Annotated in this window: 15 protein-coding genes; 2 read left to right on the plus strand and 13 right to left on the minus strand. The window is 68.8% G+C overall.

Going from position 1 to position 17579, the window contains the following annotated elements; all coding sequences use genetic code 11:
- Positions 1 to 7: 7 nt before the first annotated feature.
- The 6 genes from mnhG to WKR98_RS16735 are packed head-to-tail and all read right to left on the minus strand — an operon-like array spanning position 8 to position 6092.
- Positions 8 to 442 carry a monovalent cation/H(+) antiporter subunit G gene (mnhG, locus tag WKR98_RS16710; protein WP_341434166.1) on the minus strand — a complete coding sequence of 145 codons (435 nt, stop codon included), beginning with the start codon at positions 440 to 442 and terminating at the stop codon, positions 8 to 10.
- Positions 439 to 717, minus strand: coding sequence for a K+/H+ antiporter subunit F (locus WKR98_RS16715; protein ID WP_124689567.1), 279 nt, complete (start codon positions 715 to 717; stop codon positions 439 to 441). The genes mnhG and WKR98_RS16715 overlap by 4 nt, the downstream gene beginning before the upstream one ends.
- A complete protein-coding gene (locus tag WKR98_RS16720; RefSeq protein ID WP_341434167.1) occupies positions 714 to 1205 on the minus strand; it encodes a Na+/H+ antiporter subunit E in 492 nt (163 codons plus the stop codon). The genes WKR98_RS16715 and WKR98_RS16720 overlap by 4 nt, the downstream gene beginning before the upstream one ends.
- Positions 1202 to 2848 (minus strand): monovalent cation/H+ antiporter subunit D, encoded by a 1647-nt coding sequence (locus tag WKR98_RS16725; RefSeq protein ID WP_341434168.1) that lies wholly within the window; start codon positions 2846 to 2848, stop codon positions 1202 to 1204. Before WKR98_RS16725 ends, WKR98_RS16720 begins: the two co-directional genes overlap by 4 nt.
- Positions 2845 to 3186, minus strand: a complete 342-nt coding sequence (locus WKR98_RS16730; RefSeq protein WP_124689566.1) for a Na+/H+ antiporter subunit C — start codon at positions 3184 to 3186, stop codon at positions 2845 to 2847. Before WKR98_RS16730 ends, WKR98_RS16725 begins: the two co-directional genes overlap by 4 nt.
- Entirely contained in the window at positions 3177 to 6092 is a 2916-nt protein-coding gene (locus tag WKR98_RS16735) for a monovalent cation/H+ antiporter subunit A (RefSeq protein ID WP_124689565.1), read from the minus strand. Before WKR98_RS16735 ends, WKR98_RS16730 begins: the two co-directional genes overlap by 10 nt.
- 382 nt (positions 6093 to 6474) lie before the next feature.
- On the opposite strand from WKR98_RS16735, the gene WKR98_RS16740 reads away from it, so the two are divergent.
- Both WKR98_RS16740 and WKR98_RS16745 read left to right on the plus strand, forming a co-directional pair.
- Positions 6475 to 8076, plus strand: a complete 1602-nt coding sequence (locus WKR98_RS16740; protein WP_341434169.1) for an ABC-F family ATPase — start codon at positions 6475 to 6477, stop codon at positions 8074 to 8076.
- Between the two features lie 143 nt (positions 8077 to 8219).
- Positions 8220 to 9149 (plus strand): BMP family lipoprotein, encoded by a 930-nt coding sequence (locus tag WKR98_RS16745; protein WP_341434170.1) that lies wholly within the window; start codon positions 8220 to 8222, stop codon positions 9147 to 9149.
- On the opposite strand, the gene purT is transcribed toward WKR98_RS16745, so the two are convergent.
- The 7 genes from purT to WKR98_RS16780 form a co-directional block, all read right to left on the minus strand.
- Complete coding sequence (purT, locus tag WKR98_RS16750) at positions 9136 to 10359, minus strand: formate-dependent phosphoribosylglycinamide formyltransferase (protein ID WP_341434171.1); 1224 nt, start codon at positions 10357 to 10359, stop codon at positions 9136 to 9138. The two genes, WKR98_RS16745 and purT, sit on opposite strands and share 14 nt — an antisense overlap.
- Before the next feature lie 81 nt (positions 10360 to 10440).
- Positions 10441 to 10989: a MarR family winged helix-turn-helix transcriptional regulator gene (locus WKR98_RS16755; RefSeq protein ID WP_124689561.1), complete on the minus strand. Its 549-nt coding sequence runs from the start codon at positions 10987 to 10989 to the stop codon at positions 10441 to 10443.
- Positions 10928 to 12640 (minus strand): acyl-CoA dehydrogenase, encoded by a 1713-nt coding sequence (locus tag WKR98_RS16760; RefSeq protein WP_370283037.1) that lies wholly within the window; start codon positions 12638 to 12640, stop codon positions 10928 to 10930. The genes WKR98_RS16755 and WKR98_RS16760 overlap by 62 nt, the downstream gene beginning before the upstream one ends.
- Positions 12641 to 12681: 41 nt before the next feature.
- Positions 12682 to 13419 carry an ABC transporter ATP-binding protein gene (locus WKR98_RS16765; RefSeq protein ID WP_124689559.1) on the minus strand — a complete coding sequence of 246 codons (738 nt, stop codon included), beginning with the start codon at positions 13417 to 13419 and terminating at the stop codon, positions 12682 to 12684.
- A gap of 11 nt (positions 13420 to 13430) precedes the next feature.
- On the minus strand, positions 13431 to 15218 hold the full coding sequence (locus tag WKR98_RS16770) for a branched-chain amino acid ABC transporter ATP-binding protein/permease (protein ID WP_124692348.1): 1788 nt from the start codon (positions 15216 to 15218) through the stop codon (positions 13431 to 13433).
- Positions 15219 to 15259: 41 nt separating this feature from the next.
- Entirely contained in the window at positions 15260 to 16306 is a 1047-nt protein-coding gene (locus WKR98_RS16775) for a branched-chain amino acid ABC transporter permease (protein WP_124689558.1), read from the minus strand.
- A 57-nt stretch (positions 16307 to 16363) separates the two neighbouring features.
- Complete coding sequence (locus tag WKR98_RS16780) at positions 16364 to 17500, minus strand: ABC transporter substrate-binding protein (RefSeq protein WP_124689557.1); 1137 nt, start codon at positions 17498 to 17500, stop codon at positions 16364 to 16366.
- Positions 17501 to 17579: the final 79 nt, after the last annotated feature.

The raw sequence follows: 17579 nt of genomic DNA on the forward strand, positions 1-17579 counted from the left end.
CTGTTGGTCAGGGCGCGGGGGGCGGGCCTTCCTTCTCGTCCACGGAGTAATAGTGCTCGTCATCCAGCGTATCGGTACGGAACCTTGCCGCCGTGGCCCCACCGTCGGGCAACGGCACGTCCTTGCCCGCACGCCGATGCCGATACAACGCCGCCCGCGCTAGCATCAAGGTCGTGGCCGGCACCGTCAAGGTCAGGAACACGGCGATCAGCACCTCGTGCAGCGCGGGGCCCTCGTCAGCCATCGTGAAATACAGCATGGACGCCAGCACGATGAATACCATTCCCATCGTCGCCCCCAGCGTCGGTCCGTGCATGCGCTGGTAGAAACTGTGGAAACGCCATAACCCCAGGCAGCCGACCAGCGTCAGCACGCCGCCCGCCACCAGCAGCAGCGAGACCACGATTTCCGCCCACAGCGGCAATACCATCTCGCCCGTCATTCGATCACCTCGCCGCGCAGCAGGAACTTGGCCAGCGCCACGGAACTGACGAAGCCCAGCAGCGCGATCGTGACCGCGGCCTCGAAATACTCCGTGCTGCCGGTCCGTATGCCCAGCACCAGCAGCATCAGCATCGCGCAGATGTACATGGTGTCCAGCGCCAGCACCCGGTCCTGCGCGGCCGGGCCCTTCAGCAGCCGCAGCGTGGCCAGCAGCATGGCGATGGCGATGCACAGCAGCGAGAACAGGCTGGCCCATTCGAGCATGCCATTCATTCGAAGATCTCCATCAGCGGTTGTTCATAACGGGTATGGATCGTATCGATCCAGTACTGCTCGTCGTTCAGGTCCAGCACGTGGATCAGCAGCCAGCTCTTGTCGTCGGCCAACTCGACGCAGACCGTGCCGGGGATCGCGGTCAGGATCAGCGCCAGGGTGGTCAACCCGTGCGAGTCCTGAAGGGCCAGCGGCATCCGGATGAAGCCCGAGTTGTCGCGCCTGGCCTTGGAGCCCAGGATGACCCGCGCGACGTCGAAATTGGACTTGACGCTGTCCAGGATCACGACGCCCAGCAGCTTCAGGGCCACGCCGGGCCGGCGCAGTCGGGCCCTGACCGGCCGCAGCGGCGCGGTCCACAGCGGCACGGCGATGGCCAGCAGGGCGCCCAGCAGGATGTGGCCGAGCGAGAGCGTCTGGTTGAGCAGCAGCCACATCGCCAGCAGGAACAGCGAGGTAAGCGGCCAGGGAACGATGCGTCTGATCATGGGGTGGCGCCTCCTGGGCCGGCCTGCCGGGCCGACATGATGCCGCGCACGTAGTCGTCGGGATGGTGCAGGGCGCGGGCGGTGTCGGTGAAATAGCGCATGGCGGGCTGGGCCTGGACCATCAGCACGATGCCCAGCACCAGCATGGCGGCGATCGGAAAGACCTCGATCACGCGCAACCGGGGCTGGGCGCGGCCGGAGGGAACCCAGAAGGCGCGTATGCCGATGCGGGTCAGCGACACCACGGTCGTCAGGCCCGAGGCCACCAGCAGGCCCAGCAGCACCCAGGCCAGCACGGGCTCGGGGCTGCCGACCTCGGGCGTGAGCCCGTCGGGGTTCAGGATGGTGGTCAGCAGCGCGAACTTGGCGACGAAACCCGACAGTGGCGGCAGCCCGGACAGCACCAGCGCGCACGCGATGAAGCTCAGCCCCAGGAAGGCCATGGCGGCGGGGATGGCCACGCCGATGTCGGTCGTGCTCATGTCTTCTTCGGTGTCGACCGGGCGGTCCAGGCCGAAGGCTTCCAGCGTGACCGCCAGCAGGTCGGCGCCGAAGGTCCGGCTGCGCTCCATCAGTTCCTGCAGCAGGAAAAAGGCGCCCAGTGCCAGCGTCGAGCTGACCAGGTAGAACAGGGCGGCGGCCGTCACGCTGTCGCGGCCGAAGCCCACGGCCGACAGCAGCGTGCCGGAAGAGATGATGACCGCGAAGCCCGCCAGCCGCCCGGTGTTCTGCGAGGCCAGCATGCCCAGCGTACCGAAGGTCAGCGTGGCCAGCCCGACGTACAGGATCCATTGCTGGACGAAGCCGCTGGATTCGCCGGCCTGGTCGCCGAACATCAGCAGCGACAGCCGCAGGATCACATACACGCCCACCTTGGTCATGATGGAGAACAGGGCGGCGGCGGGCGGCGAGGCGGCGGCGTACGAGGGCGGCAGCCAGAAATTCAGCGGCCAGGCGCCCGCCTTGATCAGGAAGGCCACGCCCAGGATGGCGGCGCCTGCTTCCATCAGCATGCGGTCGGACCCCGCGACCTGGCCGATGCGCACGGCCACGTCGGCCATGTTCAGCGTGCCGGTCACGCCGTAGATCAGCGCCACGCCGATCAGGAACAGCGAGGACCCGACCAGGTTGACGGCGATGTAGTGCAGGCCGGCCTTGACCCGCTGCGGCCCGGACCCGTGCAGCAGCAGCCCGTAGGAGGCCGCCAGCAGGATCTCGAAGAACACGAACAGGTTGAAGAGGTCCGCGGTCAGGAACGCGCCGTTGAGCCCCATCAGCTGAAGCTGGAACAGCGGGTGGAAATGGACCCCCGCGCGATGCCACCTGGCCAGCGAATACAGCAGCGAGCCCAGCGCCATGATGGCGGTCAGCAGCAGCATGATGGCCGACAGCCGGTCCAGCGCCAGCGCGATGCCGAAGGGCGCCGGCCAGTTGGCGGCCAGGTAGACGGCCACCCGCACCGGGCCGGTGTCCGCCTGCCGCAGCAGCGCGATCGCCACGGCCAGCAGCGCCAGCGTGGCCGCCACGTTGACGACGGCCTTGGCCGTGGCGCGGCCTTCGCCCAGCAGCAGCATGAAGCCGGCCACCAGCATGGGCAGGACGATGGGGACGATCATGAGATGGTCATGCCAGGACAGCATCATTCACCCTCCCTGCCGTCCACGTGGTCGGTGCCGCTCAGGCCGCGCGAAGCGAGCATGAGGACCAGGAAGAGCGCGGTCATGGCGAAGCCGATGACGATGGCGGTCAGCACCAGCGCCTGGGGCAGCGGGTCGGCGTAGTCGGCGACCTCGCTGGCGCGGCTGGCCCGCAGGATGGGGATCTGGTCCAGGGACAGCTTGCCCATCGAGAAAATGAACAGGTTCACGGCATAGGACACCAGCGAGATGCCCATGATGACCTGGAAGGTCCGGGGCCGCAGCAGCAGCCAGATGCCGGAGCCGCCCAGCGCGCCGATGGCGATGGCGATGATCACTTCCACCGGGCACCTCCCCGGGGAAGCTCGGCCTCGGCCTGCTGCGCGGCGCGGTGGCTGCGTATGGACTGGTGGCCCAGGGCGGTAAGGATAAGCATCGTGGCTCCGACGACCAGGCTGAACACGCCCAGGTCGAAAAGAAAGGCGCTGGGCACGTGGATCTCGCCCACCAGGGGCAGGTGCAAGTGGGCACCGTGCGAGGTCAGGAAGGGGTAGCCGAACAGCCAGGCGCCCATGCCGGTCAGCACGGCGAACAGCAGGCCCAGGCCTATCCAGCGCTGCGGATGCAGGCGCATCTTGGATTCGACCCAGGCGGTGCCGCCCACCATGTATTGCAGGATGAAAGCCACCGACAGCGTCAGCCCGGCGACGAAGCCGCCTCCGGGCAGGTTGTGCCCGCGCATGAACAGGAATACGGCGAACAGCGCGATGATGGGCAGCGCGAGCCGGATCAGCACCGACGGCATCAGCAGGTAGCCCACCGCCGGGTCGTCGCCGGCGCGCGCGGCGGCGTCGGTCTTGCCCTGGTCGATCTGCTGGTGCGGCAGGGCGATGCTTTCGGGAGCGGGGCGGAAGCGCCGCAGCAGCGCGTAGACGGTCAGCGCGACGATGCCCAGCACCGAGATTTCGCCCAGCGTGTCGAAGCCGCGGAAATCCACCAGCAGCACGTTGACGACGTTGGTGCCGCCGCCCTCGGTCAACGCCCGCTCCAGGAAATAGTTGGAGATGGTGTCGGGATAGGGGCGCGTCAGCACGGCATAGGCCAGCAGCGCCATGCCGGCGCCGCCCGCCACGGCGATGGCTAGGTCGCGCACCCGGTGTAGCCAGGCGATGGCGGGCACGCGTATGCCCAGTTCCTTGGGCTCCTTGCGGCGCGGCAGCCAGCGCAGGCCGAGCAGCAGCAGGATGGTGGTGACCACCTCGACCAGCAGCTGGGTCAGCGCCAGGTCGGGGGCCGAGAACCAGACGAAGGTGATGCAGGTGACCAGCCCGGCACCGCCCATCATGATCAGCGAGGCCAGCCGGTGGTACTTGGCCTGGTAGGCGGTGCCGATGGCGCAGGCGATGCCGATCAGCCACAGGATGGCGAAGGTCGGGTCGATGGGCGAGGTCTGCACGGCGGGCATCAGCAGCGGCCGGCCATACAGCGTGACGACCGCCACCAGGATGGCGAAGGCGACGATGCCCAGCAGTTGCGATTGCAGGCCGCGCGCGCCCAGGCTGTTGGTCAGCCGGTCGGCCAGGCCGATGGCGAAGCTCATGACGCGTTCGAAGGCCCGCTTGCCATTGAATTTGTAGAACAGCGGCAGGCGCTCGACCGTGCTCAGGCGCAGGGTCTTCTGCAGGATCATGTACAGCGCCGATCCGCCCACCAGCGCGACGAAGCTCATGACCAGCGGCAGGTTGAAGCCGTGCCAGATGGCCAGGCTGTAGCTGGGCACCGCGTCGCCCAGGATGGCACGTACGGCGGTCGCCAGGAAGGGGGCGATGGTATAGCCCGGGGCCACGCCCACGGCCAGGCACAGGAAGGCCAGGACCTCGGCGGGAAAGCGCATCCAGCGCGGGGCTTCGTGCGGAGTGCGGGGCAGGTCGTGCGGCGCCGGCCCGAAGAACACGTCGTGCAGGAAGCGCCACGAATAGGCCACGCTGAAGGCGCCGGCCACGGTGGCGGCGATGGGCAGCGCGTGGCTCATGCCGACGGCGTTGCCGACCACCACGGCTTCGGTGAAGAACATCTCCTTGGAGATGAAGCCGTTCAGCAGCGGCACGCCGGCCATCGCGGCCCCGGCCACCATGGCCAGCGTGGCCGTGATGGGCATGACCTGGGCCAGTCCGCTAAGCCGGCGGATGTCGCGCGTGCCGCATTCGTGGTCGATGATGCCGGCCGCCATGAACAGCGAGGCCTTGAAGGTCGCGTGGTTCATGATGTGGAAGACCGCGGCCACCAGCGCGAGCGGGCTGCCCAGCCCCAGCAGCAGCGTGATCAGGCCCAGGTGGCTGATGGTGGAATAGGCCAGCAGCCCCTTCAGGTCCTGCTGGAAGATCGCCGTGTAGGCGCCCAGCAGCAGCGTGCACAGGCCCGCTCCCCCGATGATCCAGAACCATTCCTCGGTGCCGGCCAGCACCGGCCACAGCCGGGCGAGCAGGAACACCCCGGCCTTGACCATGGTGGCCGAGTGCAGGTAAGCGGACACCGGGGTCGGCGCCGCCATGGCGTGGGGCAGCCAGAAGTGGAAGGGGAATTGCGCGCTCTTGGTCAGCGCGCCCAGCGCGATCAGGACCAGCGCGACCTCGTAGACGGGGTGCGAGCGGATCAGGTCGCCCGAGGACAGCACCGTTTCCAGGTCATAGCTGCCGACGATGTGCCCCAGCACCAGGATGCCCGCGAACAGGCACAGGCCGCCGGCGGCGGTGACCGTGAGCGCCATGCGCGCTCCGCGCCGTGCGTCGGGCCGGTGGTGCCAGTAGCCGATCAGCAGGAAGGACACCAGGCTGGTCAGTTCCCAGAACAGCGCGAGCTGGATCAGGTTGCCGGACAGGACCACGCCCAGCATGGCGCCCATGAAGGCGAGGAAGAAGGAGAAGAAGCGCGGAACCGGATCTTCCGGCGACATGTAGTAGCGCGCGTACAGCACCACGAGCAAACCGATGCCGGTGATCATCAGGCTGAATATCCAGGCCAGCCCGTCCATGCGCAGGACGAAGTTCAGCCCCAGCGATGGCAGCCAGGCGAGCTCGTAGCGGACCACGCCGCCGTACGAGATCTCGGGGTAGAGCAGGGCGGCCTGTACCGTTCCCGCCAATGCGACCAAACCGGCAAGCCAGGCTTCCCGGTTTCGCGCATTGGCGGGCAGCAAGGCCGCCAAGACACTGCCGGCGAAGGGAAGCGCGAGGAGAATCAGCAAGGACATGGAGGGCGGTCACTCTCTTTGATATAGGTATGGGTGGGGCAACGCAGAAGCGAGCAACAAAGAACGCACCTCGCCAGGCCACGGGGCGGGTATGGTTCCGCGCTCGGTCTTGCGCCATGGGCATCCGCCTGGGGATGCCATCGTATCCAGGAGAGGCATGCGCACGTTGCCGGCCGCAGTTCCGGCTTCGTGGCTATGCGCCCAATGGTAACAAACGGCGGAGCTGCGCTGCGCGCGGGGACGCGCCGCTCGGCCGTTGGCGGCCATTGTGTAAATGTTCGGGTCAACCCGAATCGGGGCTGTTACACTAATAGGTTGATCTTCGCGCTTTCGTCATGCTTGCGCGCGACGTTTCTCCTTTTCTTGCGAGCCCGTTTCCGCCGTGATTTCCACCGCCAACCTCACCATCCAGTTCGGTCCCAAACCCCTGTTCGAGAATGTCTCGGTCAAGTTCGGGGAAGGCAACCGCTATGGCCTCATCGGTGCGAACGGCAGCGGCAAGTCCACGCTGATGAAGATCATCGGCGGCGATCTCGAACCGTCGGCCGGCAACGTCTCGCTCGAGCCCAACACCCGCCTGGGCAAGCTGCGCCAGGACCAGTTCGCCTTTGAAGACGTGCGCGTGCTGGACGTCGTGCTGATGGGCCACGCCGAAATGTGGCGGGCCATGAGCGACCGGGACGCCATCTACGCCAATCCCGACGCCACCGACGAAGACTACATGCGGGCGGCCGACCTCGAGGCCAAGTTCGCCGAATACGACGGCTATACGGCGGAAGCCCGCGCCGGCGAGTTGCTGCTGGGCCTGGAAATCCCGGTCGAGCAGCACCAGCAGCCCATGCGCGAGATCGCGCCGGGCTGGAAGCTGCGGGTGCTGCTGGCGCAGGCGCTGTTCTCGAACCCCGACGTGCTGCTGCTGGACGAACCCACCAACAACCTCGACATCAACACCATCCGCTGGCTGGAAACGGTCCTGAACCAGTACCAGTCGACGATGATCATCATCAGCCACGATCGCCACTTCCTGAACCAGGTCTGCACCCACATGGCCGACCTGGACTACCGCGAGGTGCGCATCTACCCCGGCAACTACGACGACTACATGCTGGCTTCGGCCCAGGCGCGCGAGCGCCTGATGAGTTCCAACGCCAAGGCCAAGGAACGCATCACCGAGTTGCAGGATTTCGTGCGCCGCTTCTCGGCCAACAAGTCCAAGGCCCGGCAGGCCACTTCGCGCCTGAAGCAGATCGACAAGCTCAAGGCCGATACCGTCGAGGTCAAGCCCTCGTCGCGCCAGAACCCGTACATCCGCTTCGAAATGGCCAAGGTCATGCACCGCCAGGCGGTCGAGATCGAGGGCATCGTCAAGGGCTACGACCACCCCGTCATCCCGAAGTACTCCGCGATGGTCGAGGCAGGCGAGAAAATCGCCATCATCGGCGCCAACGGCGTGGGCAAGACCACGCTGCTGCGCATGCTGGCCGGCGATCTGGCGCCCGACCAGGGCACGATCAAGTGGTCCGAGAACGCCAACCTGGGCTACATGGCGCAGGACGTGTCCGACAACTTCCAGACCGACGACAACGTCTTCGACTGGATGGGCCAGTGGCGCCAGCCCGGCGACGACGACCAGGCCATCCGCTCGGTGCTGGGGCGTCTGCTGTTCTCCAGCGACGATATCGGCAAGGCCGTGGGCGTGCTGTCGGGCGGCGAGAAGAACCGGATGATGTTCGGCAAGCTCATGCTGCGCAAGCACAACGTGCTGCTGCTGGACGAGCCCACCAACCACCTGGACATGGAGTCGATCGAGTCGCTGCAACTGGCGCTGGAGAAATTCCAGGGTACGCTGTTCTTCGTGTCGCACGACCGCGAGTTCGTATCGGGCCTGGCCAGTCGTATCATTGAAATACTGCCCGACGGCCAGTTGATCGACTACAAGGGCACGTACGACGAGTACCTGGCCTCGCGCGGCATCGAGGACTGACCGGGGCGGAACGGCACGAAGATTGCTTGGTCTGCTTCGAGTCCGGTGGCATCCGTTCCGCCGCCAAGGAGAAGACGATGCGGAAATCTTTGTCTATCGCCACCCTCATGGCGCCGGGAGCCCCCGGCGTGGCGGGCTGAGCCATGCGGGTCAAGGTCCTGCTTTTCGGCTCTCCCGGCTACGGCAGCTTCAACCAATGCGGCGTGGCCGGCGTGGAAATCGCCCGGCGCGCCGGCCGCCAGGTCGAACTGATCTGGATCGAATCCACCGGCCCGGCCATACGCGCGGCGCGCGTGATCGACGTCTGCCATCGCGGCGCGGACCTGGTCGTGGCCTACGGCAGCGCCGGCGACTATCCGGTGGCCATGGCCGCCGAACGCTTTCCCCACATCCATTTCGTCGTGGTCCAGGGCTCGCACCTGGCCGAGAACTGCGCGGTCTATGGCGTCCTGCAGGAGCAGTCGGCCTTCCTGGCCGGGGTCGCGGCGGCCGCCGAGAGCCGTACCGGCGGGCTGGGCCACCTGTCGGCGGTCAAGACCGACGCCGCGCTGTCGGCCCGGGCGGCCTATGTGGACGGGGCGATGCGGCAGTCGCCGGGCATGGGCATGATGACGTCCTTCTGCGGCAGCCAGGACGACGAAGGCCTGGCCTTCGAGACCTGCGAGGCCATGGCCAAGCGCGGCGTGGACGTGGTGTTCGCGGCCATCGACGGGGGCCGGCCGGGCGCGGTGCTGGCCTGCCAGAAATTCCGGCTGCGCCAGATTGGTGCAATCGTCGACTGGACCGAGACCGATCCGAAGCTGTTCGTGGGCTCGGCCATTTCGGACACCGGCCGCTGCATCGCGGCGGCCATCCAGGACCATGCCGAGGGCAATCTGCCTTTCGGCACCCGTATCGACTATGGCGTGGAGCGCCCCGAATATGTCAGGCTGGCGCTTAGCCCGCTGGCCGGGCCGTCCACGCGGCGGGCCGTGGACGAATGGAGCCAGGCGCTGGTGCGGGGCGAGGTCGCCCCGAGCCGTGAATACGTGGGGCGGGAATTCGACCTGAGCGGGCTGCTTAGCCGGATATAGCGCGCGGCCTGACCGCCGACGAGACGCGCCTGGCCTTGGTCCGGGCCTCGTCCACGGTGGCGGCCGAGGCCAGCCCGACGCCCATGCGGCGCTTGACGAAGGACTCCGGCTTGCCGAACAGCCGCAGGTCGGTGCCGGGCTCGGCCAGCGCCTGGGCCACGCCGTCGAAGGCCACCGCGCCCGCCTCGATGCCCCCGTAGATGACGCTGCTCGCACCGGGCTGGCGCAGCGAGGTGTCCACCGGCAGGCCCAGGAAGGCCCTTGCGTGCAATTCGAATTCGTTCTGGACCTGCGAGATCATGGTGACCATGCCGGTGTCGTGCGGACGCGGGCTGACTTCGGAGAACCAGACCTCGTCGCCCGCCACGAACAGCTCGACGCCGAAGATGCCATAGCCGCCCAGTTCGCCGGTGACCTTGGCGGCGATCTCGCGGGAACGGGCCAGGGCGGCGGGCGACATGGGATGGGGCTGCCAGCTCTCGACGTAGTCGCCGTCCACCTGCATGTGGCCGATGGGCTCGCAGAAATCGGTGCGGTCCTGGCCGTCGGCCCCGCGCGAGCGGACGGTCAGCAGGGTGATCTCGTAGTCGAAGCGCACGAAGCCCTCGACGATGACCCGGCCGGCGCCCACGCGGCCGCCTTCCTGGGCGTAGCGCCAGGCGTGCTCCACGTCCTGCGGGCCGTCGAGCTTGGACTGGCCCTTGCCGGACGACGACATGACCGGCTTGACGATGCACGGGTAGCCGATGTGCTGGTCGATGGCCGCCTGCAATTCTTCCCGGGTCGCGGCGAAGCGGTAGGGCGAGGTGGGCAGGCCCAGGGTCTCGGCCGCCAGGCGCCGTATGCCCTCGCGGTTCATCGTCAGCTGGGCGGCGCGGGCGGTGGGCGTGACGCGCGCCACGCCGGCGGCTTCCAGCTCGACCAGCAGATCGGTGGCGATGGCCTCGATCTCGGGGACGATGATGTCCGGGCGCTCGGCCTCGATCAGCGCCTTGAGCGCGTCCCGGTCGGTCATGGTGACGGTGCGGGCGTGATGCGCGACCTGGTGGCCGGGGGCGTCCTCATAGCGGTCGACGGCGATGACTTCCACGCCCAGCCGCTGGAGGGCGATGATGACCTCCTTGCCGAGCTCGCCTGAACCCAGGAGCATGACGCGCACGGCTGCGGGGGAAAGCGGGGTGGCCAGGGTGGGAAAACGGGTGGCGGTCATCGCGGGGGTCGTCCAGAAGCGAAAACCGAAATGTAGCGCGAACCGGCCGGTCTTGCTGCGCCCGTCCGCACGGGCCGGCGCCTACGCCGGGCGGCCGCCGGTGGCGATCTTGCGCAGCAGCTCGAACAGCAGCAGTTGTTCGCCCGCGGTCAGCACCGACAGCGCCTCGGCCTCCATGGCCAGGGACCGGGCATGGGCGAGATCCGCCAGTTGCCGGCCCTGGCCGGTCAGTTCCACGTGCTGTTCGCGCCGGTCCTCCTCGCTGCGTATGCGGCGCAGCAACCCGCGCTCCTGCAGGCGGGTCAGGACCACGACCAGGTTGGGGGCGGGCGTGTCCAGCGCCAGGCAGAGTTTTTTCTGCGTGACCCGCTGGTTGACCGCCAGCAGCGCCAGGATGGAGAACTCGACCGGGCGCAGCTTCAGGTCGCCCATGTGCGCGACGAAGGCCTTGCGCAGCGTGGCGTCCGCCAGCGAGGTCATGAAGCCGAGCAGATGGTCCAGCCGGCTCCGGTCCAGGCCGCCGCGCCGGCTCCTTCCGTCGTGCGGCCGCTCCACGGCGGGCGTGGCGTCAATCGCAGTCATCGAGTTCAGGCAGGGCGCGGCGGGCGCACCGTATGCGATGTTCGACATGGGCTATCCCGGGCAATACGGTATCGAAGAAATGGCAGGCCGTCGCGGTCTTGCCGCGCGGCGCCGCGTCGTCCTCGCGGGACAGCGCCAGCACCTTCAGCCACCAGCGGCCCAGGCAGAGCAGGGCGGCTGCGCGCAGGAAATCGTCGGCGGCCCGGTAGGGGTAGCCGGGGTCCTGCGCCGATGCCTGCACGAGCTCGGCCAGCAGGCGGCGATGCGCGGCCAGTGCTTCCAGCTGGATGGCCTGTTGTGCCAGGCCCTGGCCGTCGTGGCGGGCCGCGGCTTCCAGGTCGTCCAGCAGGCGGCCGTAGGCGGCGCCGCCGTCCGCGACGACCTTGCGCACCAGCAGGTCCACCGCCTGGATCTCGTTCGTGCCTTCGTAGATGAGCGGGATGCGGCTGTCCCGCAGCGCCTGCGCCGCGCCGGTCTCCTCGATGTAGCCGTGTCCGCCGAACACCTGCAGGGCCTGGTCGGCCACCTCGAATCCCGCCCGCGTGCACCAGGCCTTGACCAGGGGAGTCAGCAGGGCCAGGCGTTCGTGGGCGTCGCGTCGCCGGTCGGAGGTGGGCGCGTACTCGGATTCGTCCAGCAACTGCGCCGTCCAGTAGGCCAGCATGCGCGCTCCCTCGACCGCGCAGCGCTGCGCCGCCAGGCTGGCGTGCACCGCCGGATGGCGCGCGATCGGCACCGGCTCCGTGCCCTCGGCGGCGCCGGGCGCGGGGCGTCCCTGGATGCGGTCGCGGGCATAGCGCAGCGCGTGCTTGTAGGCGGCTTCGCCGTGGGCCACGCCTTGCAGCCCGACGCCCAGCCGCGCGGCGTTCATCATCACGAACATGGCCGCGAGGCCCTTGCAGGGTTCGCCCAGCAGCCAGCCGCGCGCGCCCTCGAAGCGCATCGAGCAGGTGGCGCTGCCGCGTATGCCGAGCTTGCTTTCCACGCCGTCGCAGTACACCGCGTTGCGCTCGCCGGTATCGGGCAGGACCTTGGGCACCACGAACAGCGACAGCCCGCGCGGCCCCGCCGGGCCGCCGGGATGGCGGGCCAGGACCAGGTGGACGATGTTGGCGGTCAGGTCGTGCTCGCCGCCCGAGATGAAGATCTTGCCGCCGTCGATGGCGTAGGCGCCGTCGCGCTCGGTGGCGCGGGTGCGTATGCGCCCCAGATCGGAGCCGGCCTGGGGTTCGGTCAGGCACATGGTGCACAGCCATTCGCCGCTGGCCAGCCTGGGCAGATAGCGCGCCTTCAGGGCGGCGTCGCCATGGGCCACGAGGCAGGCGTAGGCGCCGTGCAGCAGGCCCGGGTACATGGACCACGCGTGGTTGGCCGATACCAGCATTTCCTGGACGGCGGCCTCCAGCAGGTGCGGCAGGCCCTGGCCGCCCCATTCGGGCGCGCAGCCCAGGCTGGCCCAGCCGGCCTCGACATAAGCGCGATAGGCGCTGGCGAAACCCGTGGGTGTCACGACCCGTCCGTCGGTCCAGGCGCAGCCTTCGCGGTCGCCCACGGCGTTCAGCGGTGCCAGTACGTCGGCGGCGAAGCGTCCAGCCTCGGACAGCACCTGGCGGGCCGTCTCCACGTCGTGCTCGGCCAGCGCGGGCAGGTCCGGCCATTGCGCGGGGGCGCGCAGCACGCGTTCGATCACGAACTGCATGTCATCCAGAGGCGGTACGTAGCGTCGCACGGCGCGTTCCCTCAGGCGGCGGGGGCCGGCGCGGCCCCCAGGTAGCTGTCGACCACACGGCCGTCGCCAGCCAGTTCCCGGGCCGGGCCATGCAGGGAAATCTCGCCCATCTCCAGCACGTAGCCGTAGTCGGCCACCTCGAGCGCGGCGCGGGCGTTCTGCTCGACCAGCAGGATGGTCACGCCGGTGCGGCGCAGGCGCTCGATCACCTCGAACACCTCGGCGACGATGCGGGGCGCGAGCCCCAGGCTGGGTTCGTCCAGCATCAGCAGCTCGGGACGGCTCATCAGCGCGCGCCCCACGGCCAGCATCTGGCGTTCGCCGCCCGACAGCGTGCCGGCCAGCTGGCGGCGCCGCTCGTGCAGGCGGCCGAACATGGCGTAGACCTCGTCCAGGGTCTCCATGCACGCGCGGTTGCGCAGCCGCACCTGGCGAAAGGCGCCCAGGACGAGGTTGTCCTCGACCGTCATGCTGGAGAACAGCTCGCGCTTCTCGGGCACGAGCGAGATCCCCAGCATGGCCCGGTCCTCCAGGCGCATGTGGGTGATGTCCCGGCCCTCGTACCGGATGCGGCCGCGCGCGCCCACGGCGCCGATCAGCGTGTTGAGCAGGGTCGACTTGCCCGCGCCGTTGGGGCCGATCACGGTCACGACCGAGCCCCGCCCGGCCCGCAGCCCGATGCCGTGCAGGACCTCGGCCCGGCCGTAGCCCGCGTGCAGGTCCGAGACTTCCAGCAATGCCTGGTTCATGCCTGGCTCCATCAATGTTCCGTGCCCAGATAGGCCGCGCGCACCGCGGGGCTGGCGCGTACTTCGGCGGGCGTGCCTTCCATCAGCCGGGTGCCGAACTCCATCACGACGATGCGGTCGGCCACGTTCATCATCAGGTCCATGTCGTGCTCGACCAGCAGGATGCCCATGCCTTCGCCGCGCAACTGCCGCAGCACCTTGGCCAGGGCCTGTTTTTCGAAGTGGCGCAGGCCGGCCGCGGGTTCGTCCAGCAGCAGTACGGCGGGGTCGCTGCACAGCGCGCGGGCGATCTCCATCAGGCGTTGCAGGCCCATGGCCAGGTTGCCGGCGGACTCGTGCAGGTGGTCGCCCAGGCCCACCCGCGCCAGTTGCGCCTCGGCTTCCCGCAGCAGGCTGCGCTCCTGCGGCCGATCCAGCCGCAGCATGGAGCGCAGGGCGCCCGTGCCGCCGCGCAGGTGCGCGCCCAGGGCGACGTTCTCCAGCACGCTCATGTCGGGAATCATCTTGACGTGCTGGAAGGTGCGGGCCAGGCCCCGGCTGGCGATGGTGCGCGAGGGCAGGCCGTCCACGCGCCGGCCGTGCAGCAGGATCTCGCCCGCGCTCGGCGCCAGCACGCCGCTCAGCAGGTGGAAGGTGGTGGACTTGCCGGCGCCGTTGGGGCCGATCAGCCCGACGATGTCGCCGGCGCGCACCGCCAGGTCCACGTCGTTGACCGCGACCAGGCCGCCGAACTGGCGCCGCAGTCCCTTGCCCTCGAGCACGACGGCGCCGCATTCGGGCTTGGGCCGTACCGGCAGCGGCGCGGCCCCGGTCCAGTCGTGCTTGCGGCGGGCACGCGGGGCGAGGCCGTCCAGGAAGGACCAGACGCCTTGCCGGGCATACTTGAGCACCAGCACCAGGATGATGCCGAAGGCGATGACCTCGAAGCTGCCGGTGCGGCCCAGCAGCGCGGGGATCAGCACCTGGAGCTGGTCCTCGATCAGCTTGACCGCCGCCGCGCCGGTCAGCGCGCCCCAGACCGATCCGAGTCCGCCCAGCACCGCCATGAACAGGTACTGGATGCCCATGTTGAGCCCGAAGGGCGAGGGGTTCACGCTGCGCTGGAAATGGGCGAACAGCCAGCCCGAGACCGAGGCGAACAGCGCGGCCAGGACGAACACGCCGATCTTGTAGCGCAGCGTATCCACCCCCATGGCCTCGGCCAGCACGGTGCCGTCGCGCAGGGCGCGGATGGCCCGCCCGGTACGCGAGTCCAGCAGCCAGGCTGCCACCAGCATGGCGGCCAGCGCGAAGGCCCAGATCAGGTAGAACTGCGAGCGGCCGGTGTCGAAGACCAGGCTGCCGATGGACACCGGCGCGATGCCCATCAGGCCGTCATACTTGCCCAGCCAGTCGATGCTGCTCAGCAGGTAGAACACCGCCAGGCCCCAGGCGATGGTGGCGACGGGCAGGTAGTGGCCCGACATGCGCAGGGTGAGCGGACCGATCAGCAGCGCCGCGCAGGCCGTGACGGCCAGCCCCGCCAGCAGGCCCAGCCAGGGCGAGACGCCGTAGGTGACCGACAGCACGCCGGTGGCATAGGCGCCCAGGCCGACGAAGGCCGCCTGGCCGAAGGACGTCAGGCCGGCCATGCCGGTCAGCAGCACGACGCCGACCACGACGATGGCGTACAGGCCGATGTAGTTGAGCTGGGTGATCCAGAACTCGGGCACGGGCAGCAGCGGCAGCGCCAGCAGTGCGGCGACGAACAGCGCGAGGACCGCGGCGCGCACCGGGTAGCCGCCGGGCCGGCGGGCCATGTCGGCCGCGGGCGCGCGCAGGGTATCGGAATGGGGCTTCATCAGTGTTCTTCGTGATGAGGGGTGTAGAGCGAGCGCCACAGCAGCACCGGCAGGATCAGCGTGAAGACGATGGCTTCCTTCAGGGAGCTGGCCCAGAACGAACCGAAGGACTCGGCCACGCCCAGCAGCAGCGCGCCCACGGCGGTGGCCGGATAACTGGCGAGCCCGCCGCCGACGGCAGCGATGAACCCCTTCAGGCCGATCAGGAAGCCCGAGTCGTAGAAAATCGTCGTGGTCGAGCCGATCAACAGGCCGGACAACGCACCGATGAAGGCGGCCATTGCGAACGCGAGCTTGCCGGCTGCATCGGCCGAAATCGCCAGGAGGCGGGCGCCCAGGCGGTTGACGGCGGTGGCGCGCAGGGCCTTGCCGTACAGCGTGCGGCCGAAGAAGAGCTTGAGCAGGGCCATCAGCAGCACGAAGACGACGAAGATCGCGATGACCTGGCCGGACAGGTTCAGCGGCCCCAGCGCATAGCGGGCATCGACGAAGGGCGGGTTGCGGAACCCTTCGGCGCCGAAGAAGAACAGCGCCAGGCCCAGCAGCACGAAATGCACGCCCACCGAGACGATCAGCAGGACCAGCACGCTGGCCTCGGCGATGGACTGGTAGGCCAGGCGATAGGTAAGCGGCCCCAGCGGCGTGACGATCAGCAGCGTCAGCAGGCCCTGGAGCAGGATGGGCAGGTCCCGGGGCGCGGCCCAGACGCAGACGGCGGCGATCAAGGCCGGCAGGACCAGCTGGCCCAGCGCCAGGCGCAGGACGGCCCGCGCGCGGCCCGGCGCGGCCGGCGTGCGCAACAGCATGCGCAGGTCGAGCAGGAAGGCCGCGGCGGAGGCCACCAGCAGCAGCCAGACCGTGCCGGGGACCTGGCCGGTCTGGAACAGGGCGAGGGTGAGCGCGCCGAAGGCGACGAACTCCCCCTGGGGGATGAACAGGATGCGCGTAACGGTGAAGATCAGGACAGTGGCGATGCCCAGCAGCGCGTAGATCGCGCCGTTGGTCAGGCCGTCCAGCGTCAAGACGCCGGCTATCGTCAAGTCCATGTGCAAGCTCTTGGTCTGGGGTGGAAAAGGCCGGCGTCCGCACGCCGGCCGGGGGGCTTATTGTTCGACCTTCCAGTCGCCGTTGACGACCTTCATGATCAGCCCGGTTTCCTTGGTGAAGCCCCAATGGTCCTGGGGCGTGTAATGGATGATGCCCTGTGAGACCGGCGTGACGCCGCCGTTCTCGAGTGCCTCCTTCAGCGCGGCGCGGAACTCCGGCGTGCCCGGGCGGGCCTTCTTCAGCGCGGCGGGCACCGCCTTCTCGAGCAGGAGGGCGGCGTCGTACATGTGCGCGGCGAACTGGTTGCGCGAACCGGCGCCATGGATCTTCTCGTAGCGGGCGATGTAGTCCACGCCGAATTTCTTGGACGGATTGCCGTCGGGCAACTGGTCCGCCACGGTGGCGGGGCCGGACACGACGAACGCGCCTTCGACATCCTTGCCGCCCACCCGCATCAGATCGCGCGAGGCGGCCGAGTGGGTCTGGTAGATCTTGCCGCGATAGCCGCGGTCGATCACCGCCTTGTGGGGCATCGCCGCGCCGCTGCCCGAGGCGGCGATCAGGATGGCGTCGGGATTGGCGGACGTCAGCTTCAGCGCCTGCGCGGTCACGCTGGTGTCGGTGCGGGCGAAGCGCTCGGCGCCGATCACCTTGATGCCGGCGGCCTTGGCCTCCTTGGTGAAGTCGTTCAGCCAGCTTTCGCCGTAGGTGTCGGAGTAGCCCAGGAAGCCGACGGTCTTGACGCCATGCTTCTTCATGTGGGCGACGACGGGGATGGCCATGACCGCGTTGGACTGGGCCAGCCGGAACGACCATTCATCCTTGCCCGGGGCGGTCACGATGGGCGAGGCCGCCAGCTGCACCGTCCTGGCCTGGGCGGCGACGTCCGACATCGCCAGCGCGACGGGCGTGGCCGCCGAACCGACGATCAGGTCCACCTTGTCCTCGGACACGAAGCGGCGCGCGTTCTTGACGCCTACCGTGGGATCGGAGGCATCGTCGAGCACGATGACGCGCAGCGTTTCACCGCCGATGGACTTGGGCCACAGCGCCAGGCCGTTGTTGCAGGGAATGCCCAGGCCCGAGGCGGGGCCGGTCAGCGGCAGGCTGACGCCTATGGTGATCTCGGCTTGCGCCGTGGACTGGAACAGCAATGCGACGAGGGCGGGAACGAGCAGCTTGCGTAAGGTCATGGTGTCTCCTTTGGGGCTTTCATGGGACGGCGAGCGTGTCTGGGACGCCCTTGCGCCGGTTCGACTACAGGTGCCTGGA

The organism is Pigmentiphaga sp. YJ18 (genome assembly GCF_038066655.1).
Lineage (GTDB): Bacteria > Pseudomonadota > Gammaproteobacteria > Burkholderiales > Burkholderiaceae_B > Pigmentiphaga.

Coding starts and splice junctions, on each gene's coding strand:
- mnhG (WP_341434166.1), bottom strand. CDS start 442: ATGACGGGCGAGATGGTATTGCCGCTGTGGGCGGAAATCGTGGTCTCG.
- WKR98_RS16715 (WP_124689567.1), bottom strand. CDS start 717: ATGAATGGCATGCTCGAATGGGCCAGCCTGTTCTCGCTGCTGTGCATC.
- WKR98_RS16720 (WP_341434167.1), bottom strand. CDS start 1,205: ATGATCAGACGCATCGTTCCCTGGCCGCTTACCTCGCTGTTCCTGCTG.
- WKR98_RS16725 (WP_341434168.1), bottom strand. CDS start 2,848: ATGATGCTGTCCTGGCATGACCATCTCATGATCGTCCCCATCGTCCTG.
- WKR98_RS16735 (WP_124689565.1), bottom strand. CDS start 6,092: ATGTCCTTGCTGATTCTCCTCGCGCTTCCCTTCGCCGGCAGTGTCTTG.
- WKR98_RS16745 (WP_341434170.1), top strand. CDS start 8,220: ATGCGGGTCAAGGTCCTGCTTTTCGGCTCTCCCGGCTACGGCAGCTTC.
- purT (WP_341434171.1), bottom strand. CDS start 10,359: ATGACCGCCACCCGTTTTCCCACCCTGGCCACCCCGCTTTCCCCCGCA.
- WKR98_RS16755 (WP_124689561.1), bottom strand. CDS start 10,989: ATGTCGAACATCGCATACGGTGCGCCCGCCGCGCCCTGCCTGAACTCG.
- WKR98_RS16760 (WP_370283037.1), bottom strand. CDS start 12,640: ATGCAGTTCGTGATCGAACGCGTGCTGCGCGCCCCCGCGCAATGGCCG.
- WKR98_RS16765 (WP_124689559.1), bottom strand. CDS start 13,419: ATGAACCAGGCATTGCTGGAAGTCTCGGACCTGCACGCGGGCTACGGC.
- WKR98_RS16770 (WP_124692348.1), bottom strand. CDS start 15,218: ATGGCCCGCCGGCCCGGCGGCTACCCGGTGCGCGCCGCGGTCCTCGCG.
- WKR98_RS16775 (WP_124689558.1), bottom strand. CDS start 16,306: ATGGACTTGACGATAGCCGGCGTCTTGACGCTGGACGGCCTGACCAAC.
- WKR98_RS16780 (WP_124689557.1), bottom strand. CDS start 17,500: ATGACCTTACGCAAGCTGCTCGTTCCCGCCCTCGTCGCATTGCTGTTC.